A 16,318-nucleotide genomic window follows, 5' to 3' on the forward strand; every position below is an offset into this window, starting at 1 on the left:
GGGAATTTTGCCGGTGCCTGAATGGGCGCCAGCGACATATCGACCATTTCCGGCTTCAGATGCAGCATCAGCGATGTTTCGAGTATGCCGCCATGCTCGACATCCCATCCCGTAAAATCGTCAGGGAAAACCTTCTTGATCGTCTCCTGCGTCACGAAGTCCCAGTAGGAGATGATGATCACCCGAAAATCATCTATGCCGCTCCATTTGAGTTCCTGAATCGCGAGCTCAACCCCCTCGGTAGCAAAGGGAAGATTTTCGTAATGACCGTTGATCACGGCAATCCGGCGCACGCCATGGCGGCCAAACTCCTTCAGGACATCCTTCAGCGCGAGGCTCAGCGTGTGCCCGTCCAGACTGGTGGTGCCACACATATGATTGCCACCGCCACTCTTCTGCTGCGACTTGGCGCCATATGCGAAGGCCGGCGCGACGAGAGCGCCAATGTTCCTTGCCACGGCAGTAGAAATGGCAGAGGGGATGACTACATCCGGGTTCATCGACATATGCGGCCCGTGTTGCTCTAACGCCCCCAACGGAATCAACACAGGCTGGCGCTCGTCAACCACGCGGCGGCGGTATTCGGTCCACGCCAATTCATCGATCATCACGTTAACCATAAGAACATGTTCCTCGTATTGAAAACGGCGATCCGCCGTCTCGCGCGCTTTATCTTAATTGACCGGTTATTGGCCCGGCTTTCTGCTACGCGTTGCCATAAAAGACGCAAAACGTTGTCCCGCCTGAAAACCCCGCCCCAGCACACAACGATAAGGCTAAAGCGATTCGTTCAGGCTTGCTCTCGGAGAGCGGGGTTTGGCTCACGACCACTTGTTAGCAATAGATATTTTCTTTTGTTTGTAGACTTTTCCATTTCCCGTTTAATCCTTGCTTGCTTAACTCTTGCACCGGAAAATCCGGCTCCACCCCCCGGCCGCAACATCCACGGAGACATCGGAAAACCGTCGTTAGCGTTGGCGCTGCGGATATTTCCAAGGCGTTCAGGACATGCTATATTTAGTTTTATTCAATAGAAACCGCTTGTCAAAGGAGAAAATCTCACCGTATAGTGAGAAAATCTCAAGGAAAAGGGGCCGAGGGTGGGGTATGCGCCGTTAAACGCTCTAAAGGTATTTGACGCGGTGTTCCGGCATGGAACGTTCTACGGCGCTGCCGAAGAGTTGAGCGTCACGCCATCAGCGATTAGTCATCAGATGCGGCATCTTGAAGAATGGCTCGGGATAGGCCTGTTCGAGCGGCGTGGAAAGCAGCTTAAGTTTGCCGCTCACGCGGTTTCGTTGGCCGGCGCACTGCGCCTCGCGTTTTCCGACATTGACCACGCTTGCCAGGATGTACGCCGAAAAAACAAAAATCAGCAACTAACGGTTGCGGTTATTCCCTCGGTTGCGATTTGCTGGCTGATCCCCAGGCTCCCGCTCTTTCGCGAGTTTGAGCCAAAAATCGACCTGAAGATTATTTACGCCATTTTTGGCCATGAGATTAACTTTGAGGATGTTGATATCGCGATTATTTATGCAAGAGACATGCCCGTTATGCCGAAGATGCATGCGATACAAATCCTGTCCGGCGCGAGCGTGCCAGTTTGCAGCCAAAGTTTTGTCGACAGCCACCCAAGATTGAACGACACCGACGATGTTGCCCGCTGCAATCTGCTGCATGATACAGATACGGCAGGCTGGCGCGCCTGGCTTGGCGATGCATATCCGACAAAGACCGGCGCGGCGGCAGACATCATCTTCGAGGATTTCAACCTGCTGCGGGCCGCAGTGCTCGCGGGCCAGGGGGTTGCGCTTTGCCCCCCAGCCATCATTCAGGATGATCTGGAGACCGGGCGCCTCGTTAAATTATCCGATCGTACGATCAACGATGAGTATAATTATTTTGCGGTCTGCCGTGAGTCGCTCGATGGTGGCCCTGTCAGTATTTTCTTCGAGTGGTTAAGTGGCGCGACAGGATCGGCATAACGCCCGGCCTCATGGTCCTGCGCGGCCGCCTTCCGCAGAGACCGGGCGGGGCAGTCGAAGCACGTCATCGCGCATGAGATGATACCAGCGCCCTGGCGTGGCGCGCCACAGCAGACGCGCTCCAAACACCGCCGCCAGCACCAATCCAAAGGAAATATGCCCCACGATCATCAAGTGCCGGGCCGGTTTGGGAAAGAATCGCAGGTTTCCGCAAGCAAAAACTGAAGCACCACCAAAGTCGCGGTAAGCCAGTGGAGAGCTATGGTGAGGCCGTCGTGGCGCGTGGCTGACAAGCTGGCGGCGCTCGGCGTTATCTTTATGGTTATGTTCTTAACCTTGTGTTGTCACAACAAACAAATGGCCAATTCCAGCAGGCCGACCTTGGCGCGGATAATCTTCTGTTCCTTCGTTATCTTGGTTCTCCGTCTCCGCCGGTGAGCGGACGCGGTTCCTGCCTTGGGTGAAAAACGCGCCCGCCCACCGGCTCCAGCCTACGAAAACCAACACCAAATGTCAGATTAAATCTGAGCTATTGCAGATTAGTTGTCTGCAATAGGATCCAAATTTGATCTACGCCGCCGCCCGAGGTCGCACCTCCAGCATATCTAGCTTCCAGTTCTCACTTTCATCACCCATGGCACGCCATTGGCGGGCAAAAACCGTGGTCGGCAAAAGGGGCGAATTTTTGCTGGCCGGGTTGGGCCGGCACCGCCGCCGCAGACCAAATGATTTCCGAGCCCAAGGGTCTCAATATGCCATCTTCAGGCGGCGGGGCGGGCTTCGCGTCGCATGCTTCGCCTGCGCGTCGCTTTCGCAAGTTCCGAGGCAATGAAGATCAAGCTGGAGGCAATGAAACAGATGCCCAGCTCCGCCAAGCTGAGCGGGCTGGTGTGAAAGACATGGGTGAAAGGGGGGAAATAGATTACCGCAAGCTGAAGGAGAATTGTCAGGCCAATCGCGCCGAGCAGCGGCTTGTTGGTCAGCAATCCACACTGAAAGAGGGACAGGCGCAATGACCGGACCGAGAGGGCCTGCCACATCTGGATAATGGTCAGCACCGTGAACACCATCGTTTGCCAATGCGAATTATGATTGCGGATCGCAACGAATTCCGTCAGCAGGGTAATGCCCGTCATGATCACGCCGCTCCAGGCGATCTCCCGCATAAGCTCGCCGGTAAGCAATCCCTCGCGCGGCGGGCGGGGCGGGCGGGCCATGACATCCGGCTCGGCCGGCTCGGCCGCAAGCGCGAATCCCGGCAACCCGTCCGTGACGAGATTGACCCAGAGAATTTGAACCGGCAGGAGCGGCACGGGCATTCCTAAAAGCGGGGCCAAAAAGATCGCACCGATTTCAGCCGAGTTGCAGGCAACCACAAAGCAGACGAATTTGCGGATATTGTCATAAATACGACGGCCCTCGCGCACGGCGCTGACAATGGTGGCAAAATTATCGTCCAAAAGCACGAGACTGGCAGCCTGGCGGGCAACATCGGTCCCGCCCCGCCCCATGGCGATGCCGATATCCGCCAGCGCCAATGCCGGGGCGTCGTTGACGCCATCCCCCGTCATGGCAACGTTCTCCCCATTCGCGCGGAGCGCGGCCACGATTCTTATTTTTTGCTCGGGATCGACCCTGGCGAATACGCTCACCTCCTTCACCCTCCGGCGCAGCGCCGGATCGTCCAGGGCGGCGAGTTCCGTTCCGGTGATCACCTGCCCGCCCATTCCCAAAATGCCAACCGCGCGCGCGATGGCGCTGGCGGTCACCGGATGATCGCCGGTGATCATGACCGGCCGTATCCCGGCCTGCCTACACAGCGCGACCGCTGGCGCCGCCTCCGGGCGGGGCGGGTCGGCGAGGCCAACAAGGCCTAGAAATTCAAGCTTTGCCTCCATTTCCTCAGGAGTTCGCGGCGGTTGCGGGATCGTGGCGCGCGCCACGGCGAGGACCCGCAGTCCCGCCTCGGCCATCCTGGCGGCTGCCGCGCTGATCTCGTTCTGCCGCAGGGCCACTGGTCCGCTTGGGCTGGCCATGGTCGCGCAAAGAGGCAAAATAGTTTCAGGCGCGCCTTTGCTGCACACCAAAGAATGGCCGGCGTCGCGATAGAGCACAGTCATTCTTTTTCTAACGGAATCGAATTGAATTTCCATTTGGCGCCGCAGGCCCGCCATTCTCGGTCCCAATCCGGCGGCTTGCGCGGCGCGCCAGAGCGCGACCTCGGTGGGGTCACCCAAAGGAGTTCCGTTCTCATCCCAGGCAAGATCCGTGCAGAGCGCCGCGACTTCCAGCAAAGCCGCCCGGGCGGGATCGTCGATATCCAAATCTTCCACCGGCTGTTCCAGGCCTGGTATCCAGATCCGGGTCAGGGACATATCGTTGAGCGTCAAGGTGCCGGTCTTATCGGTGCAGATGGTGGTGACCGAGCCCAGGGTTTCGACGGCGGGCAGGCGCCTGACCAAGGCGTTTTGGCGGGCCATGCGGGCCGCGCCGAGCGCGAGCAACGCGGTGACGACGGCGGGCAAGGCCTCGGGGATCGCAGCGACGGCGAGGCTGATCGCCGTCAGCAGCATCTGCACGGGCGCCTCGCCGCGCCACAGGCCGACGGCAAAGAAAAGCAAACATATCCCGACGGCGAGCGTCGCGATTTGGCGGCCGAATTTCGCGAGACGCCGTTGCAGAGGGGTCTGGGTGCCCTCCGCGTAGGTCAACATCGAGGCAATCCGCCCGATTTCCGTTTCCATGCCGGTGGCGACGACAATTCCGCGGCCATGGCCGTGTAAAATCGTTGTCCCCTTATAGACCATGTCATGCCGGTCCGGCAGCGGCGCGTCGGGGGAGGCAGACGCGGTCTGTTTCTCGGCGCCCATCGATTCGCCCGTGAGGGTGGCTTCATTGGCGCGCAATTCACTCGCCGTGAGGAGCCTGATATCCGCGGGAACGGATTGCCCGGCCTCCAGCAGGACAATATCGCCAGGCACGAGCCCACTGGCGGGCAAGGTCCGCGCATGGCCGCCGCGCAGAGCCACCGCCTGCGGCGCCGCCAGCCGCCGCAACGCCGATATCGCGGTGGTTGCCCGCCACTCCTGAATGCTTCCGGCAATGCCGCTCAGCAGGACGATCATCAGGATCATGACCGTGTCCTCGATGTCACCAATAGCGCCGGAGATAATGGATGCCGCGATGAGCAGCAGGATCATGAAATCGGTGAATTGTCCCAGAAGAACGGATAGATAACTGCGCCGCTTCCCTTCCTGGATCTGGTTTGGGCCATAGCGGCGCAGGCGGGCTTGCGCCTCCGCTTCCGTCAGGCCGCGCTCCGCGTTGCTCTCCAGGCGGCTCAGAACCTCCTCGGCGCTCAAGGCATGCCACGCCGTCTTGGGTGGCGCGGGATCAGGGATTTGCTGCGATGACATCATATGATGCCTACCGGGCCGCGGGGCGGCGAATGGCCGAAAGCAGGAACAGGGAGATGGTCATCACGAGTGGGCCCAGTATGAATCCCGGCATGCCGAACACCATGAGCCCGCCGATGATCGCGATGAACGTTGGCAGGGTGGGAAGCTTCAACCGGTTGCCGACGAGAATCGGCCGCACGACATTGTCGATCTCGCCCACCACGAGCGCCCCCCAGAGAGCGAGAATGGCGGCTTTCACCTCTTCACCGGTCAAGGCCAGATAGATGGCCTGCGGAATCCAGATCACGAAGGTTCCCAGTACAGGCATGATCGCCAGAATGCTCATCACGACACCCCAGAACAGCGGAGCCGGGAGACCGAGAATCCAGAACATCAGCCCGGCCAGCGCCCCCTGGAGCGCCGCCACCATGAGCGTGCCATAGACAAGGGCTTGGACCGTATCGGCGATGCGCCGGAAAAGCTGCGTCGCCTCGCCTTCACCAAGCGGCAAAACCTCGCGTATGCCACGCAGAGCGGCATGGCGATCCCGCAAAAAATAAAAGAGCATATAGAATGTGAGCACGACATCAACGATTTGCTTGAACGACCCGCGGACGAACGAGGCGCCCGCCACGCTCAAGCTGTTGGAGAACCGGCTGATTAATCCAGGCAGATCAACCTGGGCCTGGATTTGGGCGATGAAGGGCGGCAATTCCAACCCGCCATTCGCCAGTTGCGACTGGATCAGCGCTGCCCCGGATATGGCGCCTTGCACCAGCCAGTTGATGATCAGCATCGCTGGTGTTCCGACGATGAGAATGGCGGCGAATACGGTGATGAGCGCCGCGAGGCCGGGACGGCGGAGAGTTTTCTCCAGCCGGGCCTGAACGGGGGAGAACACCACCCCCAGAGTGAGCGCCCAGGTCAGCGCCCCGAGAAAAGGAAGAGCGATCAGGCAGCAGAGCACCGTGCCGATGAGAAGCGCCGCGCTCAAGCCGATGAGGCGAATCTGCGGCGAAAACCGCTCGTCAGGGGGAGGCGAGGGGTCCGGTGGCTGCATTGGTTACGATTCTATAGACCAAAAATTGGTTTTGAAATACGGCCCTTGGCCCCATGAAAGGCTAGGCCGGTTCAGCCCGCCAAGGCCAGCGCCCCGCCACCGAGCGCGCAGAGCAAAACGACCAGAAGCGGCGGCGCCCTCCAGGAGGTGAGCAGCACGAAGCCGAGGGCGGCCAGACCGAAATCGGCGGAATCGGTCACGGCGCTGGTCCAGACCGGATTATAGAGCGCCGCGCCCAGAATGCCGACCACGGCGGCGTTGACGCCGCGCATGGCCGCCTGGGCGCCGGGGCGGCGGCGCAAGGCGTCCCAGAACGGCAACACGCCGAGCAGGATGAGCATGCCCGGCAGGAAGATCCCGGCCAGCCCCAGCGCCGCGCCGGCCAGACCGTGCGGCACGGGTTTGACGAGCGCCCCGAGATAGGCCGCGAAGGTAAAAAGCGGCCCCGGCACGGCCTGGGCGGCGCCGTAGCCCGCGAGAAAATCGCTGTCGCTCATCCAGCCTGGCGTCACGATCGCGTCGCGCAGCAGCGGCAGTACCACATGGCCGCCGCCGAACACCAGGGCGCCGGAGCGGTAAAACGCGTCGAACAGCGCCAGGGCATGGGAGCCGGTCACCCGCTGCGCCAGCGGCAAGCCGAGAAGCAAAATGAAAAAAGCGGCAAGGGCGAACCCGCCAACGCCGCGCGAGAGGGGCATGGCCAGATGGCCGAGGGGGGCGGGCGGCAGGCCGCGGCAGAGCGCCAGCCCGGCCAGCCCGCCGAAGAGAATAACGCCAAGCTGGGCCAGGGATGCGCCGCTGAAGAGGATCGCCAGCATGGCGAGCACGGCGATGCCCGCCCGCTGCCGGTCCGGGCAAAGCGTGCGCGCCATGCCCCACACCGCCTGCGCCACGATGGCGACGGCCACCAGCTTCAACCCATGCAGGACGCCATTGCCGGCCGCCCCGCCCAGCCGGTGCGCGCCGAGGGCAAAGGCCGTGAGCGCGATGGCTGAAGGCAGGGTGAAGCCCGCCCAGGCGGCGAGCGCGCCGGGCAGGCGGGCGCGCATCAGCCCGATGGCGAAGCCCAGCTGGCTGCTCGCCGGGCCGGGGAGAAACTGGCACAGCCCAACCAGCTCGGTATAGGCGTGCTCATCCAGCCAGCGGCGGCGGGTGACGAATTCATCGCGGAAATAGCCGAGATGGGCGACAGGCCCGCCAAAGCAGGTCAACCCCAGCTTGAGGAAGATTTGCAAAACCTCGAAGGCGGAACCGGCCGGAGGGGCGCGGCTTATGGTGTCGTCGGCGGCGATGCGCATCTGCCGTCTCCCGGGCGGAACTTGACGGATGGCGCCGTCCTTTGAATTCATGGTAGCTGGAGCGCCTTTGCTACGGGCGGCGGGCGGAAATTGCAAACCTTCAGAGGAAATTGACTTGAAAGATTCATCCAACGGCATGTCCGGCATCGAGGCGGTGACGGGCCGGCATTCGATCCGCAATTTTCTGCCCGATCCGGTGCCTGAGAAGGTGATCCGCTCCATTCTGGCGGAGGCCGCCCGCGCCCCTTCCGGCACGAATACCCAGCCCTGGCTGGTCCATGTCGTTACCGACGCGGCGCGGGACAGGCTCTCCCAAGCGGTGCTCGCCGCCGCCAGGGCCGGTGATGTGAACGAGGAATATAAATACGCGCCTGATACCTGGCGGGAGCCGTACCTTGCCCGCCGCCGCAAGGTGGGGTTCGATCTCTACGCGCTGTATGGCATCGATCGCCACGACATGGCGGGGCGGCAGCGCGCCATGTTGCGCAATTTCGAGTTTTTCGGCGCGCCGGCGGGGCTTTTCTTCACCATGGAGCGGAGCCTCCTGCACGGCTCCTGGCTCGATATGGGCATGTTCATGCAAAATGTTATGATCCTGGCCCGGCTGCATGGCCTGGAGACCTGCGCGCAGCAGGCCTGGTGCAATTATGGCCATGTCGTGCGCCGGGAGCTCGGCATCGGCGATGAATATATCCTTATTTCGGGCATGTCGCTCGGCCATCCCAACCCGGAGGCGCCGGAGAACACGCTCATCTCGGAGCGCGCGCCGGTCGAGCAGTTCACCACGTTTCATTCGGCGTGAATAAGAGGAGGAATCAATGGGTCACGATTGGAGTCGTTTGGCGGGGGATCTCGAACGCACGCTGAGGCTGCGCAGCATTCCCTTCGGCATGAAGCTCTTCGAGGACCGGGCGGAGATGGAGGCGATTCCGCGCATCCGCCGTCCTGGCAAGATCCATACGCTCGACCAGATCATCGGCCAGGCGGCGCGGCTGGGCTGGACCGTCGGCATCACGGCGGAGGATCTCGTGCAATCGCAATGCCGGGCCGTGGTCGGGCTCGGCAATGTCAAGGATGAGGCCTGGATGACCGGGGAGCATATGGTCGGCGTCTGGTTCAAGACCGTCGAGGATGCGAGCATCCACCAGCGCGCCATGTATTGCGTGCCGGACGGCAAGTATCAGGCCCTGGCCGTCGCTCCGCTCGCCTCCGGGCGGCTCGACCCGCCGGATATCGCGCTGTTTTACGCGACGCCGGGGGCGATGATGTATTTCATCAACGGGCTGCAATGGTCGGGCTATAAGAACTTCGAATGGGGGGTGGTGGGCGAATCGGCCTGCGCCGATTCCTGGGGGCGGGCGCTGGTGACGCGCAAGCCCAGCCTCTCCATTCCCTGCTTCGCCGAGCGCCGTTACGGCGGCGTGCTCGATGACGAGATGCTGATGGCGCTGCCCCCGGAATATATCGTCCAGGCGCTCGCGGGCATGGAGGCGCTGGCGAAGAACGGCCTGCGTTACCCCTTCCCGCAATATGGCATCCAGCAGGATGTGCGCGAGGGTATGAGCGCCAGCTATCCGGCATGAATCCGCTTGGCGGCGCGAGGGGCTCCGTGCTTACATTCCTCATCCGAATTTATGTTTAGCCGGAGGTATCCTTGCCCTATCGCCAGCCTGACGAGACGATCCGGGTTCCAGTCCATGGGCATGAGGTTGTCGCCTATTCCTTTGGCTCCGGCCCGGAGGTTTTGTTCTGCCTGAATGGCGGCCCCGGTTTGCCATGCGATTATGTGCGCGATAGCCATTCCTTTCTTGCCGAAAACGGCTACCGGGTGGTGGCTTTCGACCAGCTTGGCTGCGGGGCCTCCGACCGGCCCACCGATCCCCGCTTATGGACCCTGGACCGCTATGTGGAGGAAGTGGAGACCGTCCGCACCAGGCTGAACCTTGGCATCGTGCATTTGCTGGGACAATCCTGGGGCACCTGGCTGGGGATAGAATATGCGCTCACTTATCCCGAGGCGTTCAAGACGATCACCCTGGCGAATGGCGCGGCGAACATTCCCCATCTCATCACCGAGCTGGAGCGGCTGCGCTATGCGCTCGGCCACGAAACGGTGGCGATGATGCAGCGCCATGAGGCCGAGGGCACCACCGACCATCCGGAATATCAAGGCGCGATCGCCGTGCTGAATTATCGCCATGTCTGCCGGCTGCAAGACTGGCCGGAAGCCGTCAAAGCCTCGCTCGACGACTGGAATCAAGGCCCGTACAACGCCATCCAGGGGCCAAACGAGTTTTGCTATACCGGCTCGATCAAGGATTGGAACCGGGTGCCGGACCTACACCGCCTCACCCAGCCCGCCCTGGTGATGTGCGGGCTGCATGACGAGCTGACACCCGCCTGTTCGCGTCTCATTCATCAGAACCTTCCCCAGTCGCGCATCAAGGTCTTTCAGAACAGCTCCCACATGCCGTTTTGGGAAGAGCCGGAGGAGTATCAAAAGACATTGCGCGCTTTTCTCGACGCGCATCGCGGTTAGCCCGGCTCCGCCGGAAACAGCGCCGCCACCAGGGGCGCGAAATCAGTCTCTCCGGCGTGGCGGGGCACCGGCAGGATGGGGCAGGGGAGGTAGCGGGCCAGCGCGGCGCCGGTTTCCGCCAGGCTGACCGGCGCGGTCTCGCTCTCGTTCAACAAAACGGCGGCGATGGGAATGTCCCGTTTCAACAGAAACTCCGCCGTGGTCAGGCAATGGCTGATGCTGCCCAGATAGGTGCCGGAAACCAGGAGGGCGGGCAGGGCGAGATCCTTGATCCAATCGGCGGTCAGCCGCGCCGCGGTGAGCGGCACGGCGGCTCCGCCCGCGCCCTCGATCAGCAGGCCGCCCTTCGCCGCCGCGAGCCATCCCCGGCAGAACTCCAGCAATTGGTCGTAGGGGATGGCCTGCCCCTCGCGCGCCGCCGCCATGTCTGGCGAGAGCGGCGCCCGGAAGCGCCAGGGGGTGATGGCGGCGATGCGCTCCGGCGTGACCGGCTGGCCCATGGCGGCGAGGATGCGGCCGGAATCGGTGGCGGCGATGTCTTCCACCCCATAGCCCGAGAGCAGCGGCTTGATGGCGCCAAGCCCGGGCCGGGCGCGCAGCAGCCCGGCGGTGCAGAAGGTCTTGCCGGTATCCGTGCCGGTGGCGGTAACGAAATAACTTCGCATGGCGCCGTTTACCCGTCCTGCCAGGAAAAGCCCATGCGCTCTTTTCTTCCTGCCCCGGAGGGGCTAGCCTTTGGGTCCATAATAACCTGGAGATTGTCGCACCGTGCCCGAAAGCCATGTCGAACCCCGCGCCCGCTGGACTCGCGCCGATGTGGCGGCCTTGCTCGAATTGCCGTTTCCCGAGCTGATGTTCCGGGCGATGAGCGTGCATCGCGCCCATTTCGACCCCACGCGCGTGCAGATCTCCACGCTGCTCTCCATCAAGACCGGCGGCTGTCCGGAAGATTGCGGCTATTGCCCGCAAGCGGCGGAGTACGAGACCGGCACCAAGGCGTCCAAGCTGATGGCGGTGGAGACGGTGCTGGCGGAGGCCCGTGCCGCCAAGGAGAAAGGGGCGGGGCGTTTCTGCATGGGGGCGGCCTGGCGCAGCCCCAAGGAGCATGATCTCGACACGGTTTGCGAGATGGTGGAGGGGGTGAAGGCGCTGGGCATGGAAACCTGCGTCACGCTCGGCATGCTCAACCCCGCGCAAAGCCGCAAATTGAAAGAGGCGGGGCTCGACTACTACAACCACAATCTCGATACCTCCCCGGAATATTACGGCAAGGTGATCACCACCCGCACCTATCAGGATAGGCTCGATACGCTGGAGGCGGTGCGCGACGCGGGGATCAATATTTGCTGCGGCGGCATCGTCGGCATGGGCGAGGATGAGAGCGACCGCGCCGGGCTCATCGCCGCCCTGGCCAGCCTGCCCGTGCCGCCCGAATCCGTGCCGATCAACGCGCTGGTGGCGGTGGAGGGCACGCCGCTCGCCAAGGCCGAGCGGATCGATCCGCTCGATTTCGTCCGGGTCGTGGCGGCGGCGCGCATCGCCATGCCGCGCAGCTATGTGCGGCTCTCCGCCGGACGGGAGGCGATGACCGATGAAGCCCAGGCCCTCTGCTTCCTCGCCGGCGCCAATTCCATTTTCCATGGCGAGAAGCTGTTGACCACCAGGAACGCCACCGTGCCGCGCGACGAGGCGCTGTTCGCCAAATTGGGGCTGCAACCCGCCCAGGGCTAATCTCGCCATGTCCTGGCTCGAGGAGGGCTGGCGGCATGTCTGGCTGCCTTACGCCCAGATGGCGACGGCGCCATTGCCGCTGCCGGTGTCCCGCACCGAGGGCGCGCGCATCATTCTGGAAGACGGGCGCGAATTGATCGACGGCATCGCCAGCTGGTGGACGGCCTGCCACGGTTATAACCACCCGCATATACGCGCGGCGGTGGCCGGGCAGCTGGAGGCGATGCCGCATGTGATGTTCGGCGGCCTCGCCCATGAGCCAGCCTACCGTCTCGCCACCCGGCTGGCGGCGTTGATGCCGGGAGATCTCAACCGGGTGTTCTTCACGGATTCCGGCTCGGTGGCGGTGGAGGTGGCGGTGAAAATCGCCGTGCAATCCCGGCTGAACCAGGGGGAGCGCGGGCGGCACCGGATTCTCGCCTTTTCCGGCGGCTATCATGGCGACACGCTCGGCACCATGGCGATCTGCGACCCCGAGGAGGGGATGCACAGCCTGTTCGCGGGGCTGTTGCCCGAGCAGCCGGTGATTCCCCTGCCGCGTGACGCCGCGAGCATCGCCGCCTTCGAATCCTTTATGGAGCGCGAGCACGCCAGCCTGGCGGCGATCATTGTCGAGCCGCTGGTGCAAGGCGCGGGCGGCATGGTGTTTCATCCGCCGGAGGTGCTGCGGCGGCTGCGCGCGGCGGCGGATCATTATGGTTTGACGCTGATTTTCGACGAGATTTTCACCGGCTTCGGCCGTACCGGCAGCCTGTTCGCCTTAGCCCAGGCGGGGGTTGCGCCGGATATCGTCACCCTCTCCAAGGCGCTCACCGGCGGCACCAGCCCGCTCGCCGCCACCATCGCCAGCGACCGGCTCTTCGCCGCTTTTCTCTCGGCAAGCCCAGCCACGGCGCTGATGCATGGCCCCACCTTCATGGCCAATCCGCTGGGCTGCGCGGCGGCCAACGCCTCGCTGGACCTGTTCGAGCGCGAACCGCGGCTGGAGCAGGTGGCCGCCATCTCGGCCCAGATGGCGCAGGAGCTGGAACCCTGCCGGGGCTTGCCTGGCGTGCGGGATGTGCGGGTGCTGGGGGCGATCGGCGTCGTCCAGCTCGCGGAGATCAAGGACCCGCCAGGGCTGCGCCAAAAGTTGATCGCGGAGGGGGTCTGGGTGCGGCCCTTCCGCGACATCCTCTACCTTACCCCCGCCTTCACCATCACCCCGGCGGAATTGTCCCGCCTCACCGGCGCGATCCGCCGGGTGCTGAGCGCTTGACCTGCGGTTGCGGCGCATGCAACCTTTGCGCGCAGAATGCCCCGCCCCGCCAAAGAGCTGCTCCGCCCCGACTGCCCGGAAAAACCCGCCTGGGCGGTTTTCGACCGGGGATGGTATCTGCATCATTATCCCGAGGCGCGGGCGCTTTGCGCGGATAAGGAGCCGGAATTCGCCCTGCTCTATTATTTGCGGGTGGGCGGGCGCAACGGCCACAGCCCCTCGCCGCTCTTTGACGAAACTTATTATTTAGACAGTAACCCCGACGTCGCCGAGTTGGTGCGCGGCGGACATTATATTTCCGGATTCGATCATTATTGCCAGCATGGCTGGCGCGGCGTGTCGCCCCACTGGCTCTTCGACGACGCGCTCTATGCCGCGCTTTATGACGATATGACGCTGGAAAACCTGGAAATGCACGGGTGTTTCGGGCGCTATGACCATTATCTGCGCGCCGGCCAGCGGGAGCGGCGGCTGGGGCATTTCCTCTTCGATGGCCATTATTACCGGGAGCAGGCGCTTGCGGCGGGCATCGGCGCCGATGAGATAGACGGGCCCGGCCCTTACGGGCATTTTCTCGCCTGCCTGGGTTCGGGCCGGGATGAATTGCCGCCTTCGATCTATTTCGACCCGGCCTGGTACATCGCCCAGCATCCCACGGCGCGAGAGGAGGTGGCGGGCGGGCGCTATGTCGCCGCCATCCATCATTACCTCACCAACAAGACGCCGGAACTCTTCGACCCGCTCGCCCAGTTCTCGGAGGGTTTCTACCGCCGGCGCTATCCCGATATCGCCGCGGCGATCGAGGCGGGACTGTATCGCAACGCCTATCAGCAATTCGTCCAGCATGGCTGTTTCGAGCTGCGCCAGCCCTCGGCGGATATCGACCTCGCCTATTACCGGGACATGCACCGGCGGGTGCGCGATGACGTGAACGCGGGGCGGGCGCGGGACGCCTTCGCCCATCTGCGCCTGACCGGCCTGGCGGAAGGGCTGGACCATACCCCGCCCTTGCGCGTGCCGGTGCTGGAGGAACAGCCCGCGCGCGAGGCGTTTCTGCGCGCCGCGCGGGCGGAGCTTGCGCTGTTCGCCCGCCAGAAACTGGATTTCGCCTGCAAGCGCCCGGCGCTGGCGGTCATCATGGTGGCGTATAATAAATTCGAGCTGACCATGCGCAGCCTCGCCTCGCTGCGGCGCAATTACGCGGGGGGCATCCAGCTCGTGCTGGTCGATAACGGCTCGACCGACGCGACCAGGCGCATCGGCGATTATGTCGAAGGCGCCATCATCCTCCGCAACGAGCGTAATCTCGGCTTCCTGCGCGCCTGCAACCAGGCCCTGGAGAAGGTCTCGGCTCCGGCGCTGCTCTACCTCAACAATGATGTCGAGCTGGGGCATGGCGCGGTGGCGGCGGCGCTGCGGCGGCTGCGCGCCTGCCGGGACGCGGGCGCGGTGTGCGGCAAGATCATCCGCACCCATGGCCGCTTGCAGGAGGCGGGCTCGATCATCTGGAGCGACGGCACCGCCAGCGGCTATCTGCGGGACGGCCCGCCTTTGGCGCCGGAAGCGAATTTCCTGCGCGAGGTGGATTTCGGCTCGGCGGTCTTTCTGCTCTGCCGTGGCGCGCTGGTGAAACGCCTGGGCGGGTTCGACGAGGCGTTCACCCCCGCCTATTGCGAGGATGCGGATCTCTGCGTGCGGATGATCAAGGCGGGTTACCGCATTCTTTACGATCCGGTGGTGAGCCTCACCCATCTGGAATTCGGCAGCGCCGCCACCTCGGAGGCCTCGATGGCGCTGATGCGCCGGGGCCGGCGGATCTTCCGCGCCAAACACCCAGATTTCTTGAAAGAGCAACACTCGCCCGGCGAGGATTCCACGCTGTTCGCGCGGGCGCGGCCCGGGCGGCGGCGGGTGCTGTATCTCGAGGATACCGTGCCGCTGCGCCGGCTCGGCTCCGGCTTCGTCCGTTCCAACGATATCGTCCACGCGATCGACGCCGCCGGGTACGAGGTGCATGTCTTTCCCATCAACGGCGCCGCCTATGATATGATGAGTCTGCTGGGGGACATGCCTGAACGGGCGGAAACATTATACGATCGCGACATCACCCGGCTGGAGGAATTTTTGAAGGAGCGGCGCGGCTATTACGATCTGCTCTGGGTAGGCCGCACCCATAACCTGCACCGGACCCAGGGCATATTGCGAAAGCTGGCGTGGACCCTCCCGCTGGTGCTGGACACGGAGGCGCTGGCCGCCTGCCGGGATGCGAGCTGGGCCCGGTTGCAGGGGGAGGCGTTCGACCTTCCCGCCGCCCTGGCCGCCGAGTTCGCCGGCCTGCCCACGCCCGATCTCACCCTGGCGGTGAACGAGGCAGAGGCGGCATTGCTGCGCGCCCAGGGCCAGCTGCGCGTTGCCGTGCTGGGCACGGCCCGCGCCGCCAGCCCCACCCCCTCGGGTTTCGCGGCGCGGGAGGGGTTGCTGTTTCTGGGAGCCATCCACCTGCCGGGCGCGCCCAATGAGGACGCGCTGCGCCATTATGCCAAGCGGATCTACCCCGAGCTGGCCCGGCTGATGCAAGAGCCGCCAGTGCTCAACGTGGCGGGGCATTGGGCGCCGGAAATCTCCTTCGAGGATCTGGCCGCCTGCCCGGGCGTGAGCCTGCGGGGCGAGGTGGGGGACAGCGCCCCGCTTTACGATCGGGCGCGGATTTTCATCGCCCCCACCCGCGTCGCCGCCGGCACGCCCTATAAAATCTACGAGGCGGCGGCGATGGGCGTGCCTTGCGTCGTCACCACCTTGCTGGCCGACCAGCTGGGCTGGCGCCATGGCGAGGAGTTGCTGGCCGTGCCGGTTGGCGATGCGCGGGGCTTCGCGGCGGCGGTGGCGCGGCTCTATCACGACGAGGCGTTATGGACCCGGCTGCGCCAGGGCGCGCTCAAGCGGCTGGCGCGGGAGAACACTCCCGCCGTCTTCGCCAGGCAGGTTGGGCGGATATTGGCGCAGGCGCGGCACCGCCCGGCCCGCCAGCCCGCCCGGCTGGCGGGGTAGG

The 16,318-nt window shown here is 63.8% G+C and carries 12 protein-coding genes; 7 read left to right on the plus strand and 5 right to left on the minus strand.

Going from position 1 to position 16,318, the window contains the following annotated elements; genetic code table 11:
• A partial coding sequence (locus M7H45_RS10585; RefSeq protein ID WP_298216764.1) for a creatininase occupies window positions 1-608 on the minus strand: 608 nt, incomplete at its 3' end.
• Between the two features lie 492 nt (window positions 609-1,100).
• Here M7H45_RS10585 and M7H45_RS10590 point away from each other — a divergent pair.
• Entirely contained in the window at window positions 1,101-1,985 is an 885-nt protein-coding gene (locus M7H45_RS10590) for a LysR substrate-binding domain-containing protein (RefSeq protein WP_298216766.1), read from the plus strand.
• 761 nt (window positions 1,986-2,746) lie between these two features.
• Here M7H45_RS10590 and M7H45_RS10595 read toward each other — a convergent pair.
• From M7H45_RS10595 to chrA, 3 genes are all read right to left on the minus strand, one after another.
• The gene (locus M7H45_RS10595) at window positions 2,747-5,347 is read right to left on the minus strand and encodes a cation-translocating P-type ATPase (protein ID WP_298216767.1); all 2,601 of its coding nucleotides are present in this window, start codon (window positions 5,345-5,347) and stop codon (window positions 2,747-2,749) included.
• 64 nt (window positions 5,348-5,411) lie between these two features.
• Complete coding sequence (locus tag M7H45_RS10600; RefSeq protein WP_298216768.1) at window positions 5,412-6,443, minus strand: AI-2E family transporter; 1,032 nt, start codon at window positions 6,441-6,443, stop codon at window positions 5,412-5,414.
• A 71-nt stretch (window positions 6,444-6,514) separates the two neighbouring features.
• On the minus strand, window positions 6,515-7,741 hold the full coding sequence (chrA, locus tag M7H45_RS10605; protein WP_298216770.1) for a chromate efflux transporter: 1,227 nt from the start codon (window positions 7,739-7,741) through the stop codon (window positions 6,515-6,517).
• 115 nt (window positions 7,742-7,856) lie between these two features.
• Between chrA and M7H45_RS10610 the strand changes: the two genes are divergently transcribed.
• From M7H45_RS10610 to M7H45_RS10620, 3 genes are all read left to right on the plus strand, one after another.
• Window positions 7,857-8,543, plus strand: a complete 687-nt coding sequence (locus M7H45_RS10610; RefSeq protein ID WP_298216772.1) for a nitroreductase — start codon at window positions 7,857-7,859, stop codon at window positions 8,541-8,543.
• Between the two features lie 16 nt (window positions 8,544-8,559).
• A complete protein-coding gene (locus M7H45_RS10615; protein WP_298216774.1) occupies window positions 8,560-9,324 on the plus strand; it encodes a DUF169 domain-containing protein in 765 nt (254 codons plus the stop codon).
• Window positions 9,325-9,395: 71 nt separating this feature from the next.
• Window positions 9,396-10,280 carry a proline iminopeptidase-family hydrolase gene (locus M7H45_RS10620; protein ID WP_298216776.1) on the plus strand — a complete coding sequence of 295 codons (885 nt, stop codon included), beginning with the start codon at window positions 9,396-9,398 and terminating at the stop codon, window positions 10,278-10,280.
• Here the strand turns inward: M7H45_RS10620 and bioD are convergent.
• Entirely contained in the window at window positions 10,277-10,945 is a 669-nt protein-coding gene (gene bioD, locus M7H45_RS10625) for a dethiobiotin synthase (protein ID WP_298216778.1), read from the minus strand. The genes M7H45_RS10620 and bioD overlap by 4 nt on opposite strands.
• A 103-nt stretch (window positions 10,946-11,048) precedes the next feature.
• Between bioD and bioB the strand changes: the two genes are divergently transcribed.
• From bioB to M7H45_RS10640, 3 genes are read left to right on the plus strand one after another with little or no spacing between them, the layout of a single operon-like run.
• Complete coding sequence (gene bioB / locus M7H45_RS10630; protein ID WP_298216780.1) at window positions 11,049-12,011, plus strand: biotin synthase BioB; 963 nt, start codon at window positions 11,049-11,051, stop codon at window positions 12,009-12,011.
• Window positions 12,012-12,018: 7 nt separating this feature from the next.
• A complete protein-coding gene (locus M7H45_RS10635) occupies window positions 12,019-13,269 on the plus strand; it encodes an adenosylmethionine--8-amino-7-oxononanoate transaminase (protein ID WP_298216782.1) in 1,251 nt (416 codons plus the stop codon).
• Window positions 13,270-13,305: 36 nt separating this feature from the next.
• Window positions 13,306-16,317 carry a glycosyltransferase gene (locus M7H45_RS10640; protein ID WP_298216784.1) on the plus strand — a complete coding sequence of 1,004 codons (3,012 nt, stop codon included), beginning with the start codon at window positions 13,306-13,308 and terminating at the stop codon, window positions 16,315-16,317.
• The last annotated feature ends 1 nt before the right edge of the window (window position 16,318 follow it).

The organism is Acidocella sp. (assembly GCF_027352905.1).
In the GTDB taxonomy this organism is placed as follows: Bacteria; Pseudomonadota; Alphaproteobacteria; order Acetobacterales; family Acetobacteraceae; genus Acidocella.

Coding starts and splice junctions, on each gene's coding strand:
- M7H45_RS10600 (WP_298216768.1), bottom strand. CDS start 6,443: ATGCAGCCACCGGACCCCTCGCCTCCCCCTGACGAGCGGTTTTCGCCG.
- chrA (WP_298216770.1), bottom strand. CDS start 7,741: ATGCGCATCGCCGCCGACGACACCATAAGCCGCGCCCCTCCGGCCGGT.
- M7H45_RS10615 (WP_298216774.1), top strand. CDS start 8,560: ATGGGTCACGATTGGAGTCGTTTGGCGGGGGATCTCGAACGCACGCTG.
- bioD (WP_298216778.1), bottom strand. CDS start 10,945: ATGCGAAGTTATTTCGTTACCGCCACCGGCACGGATACCGGCAAGACC.
- M7H45_RS10635 (WP_298216782.1), top strand. CDS start 12,019: ATGTCCTGGCTCGAGGAGGGCTGGCGGCATGTCTGGCTGCCTTACGCC.
- M7H45_RS10640 (WP_298216784.1), top strand. CDS start 13,306: ATGCCCCGCCCCGCCAAAGAGCTGCTCCGCCCCGACTGCCCGGAAAAA.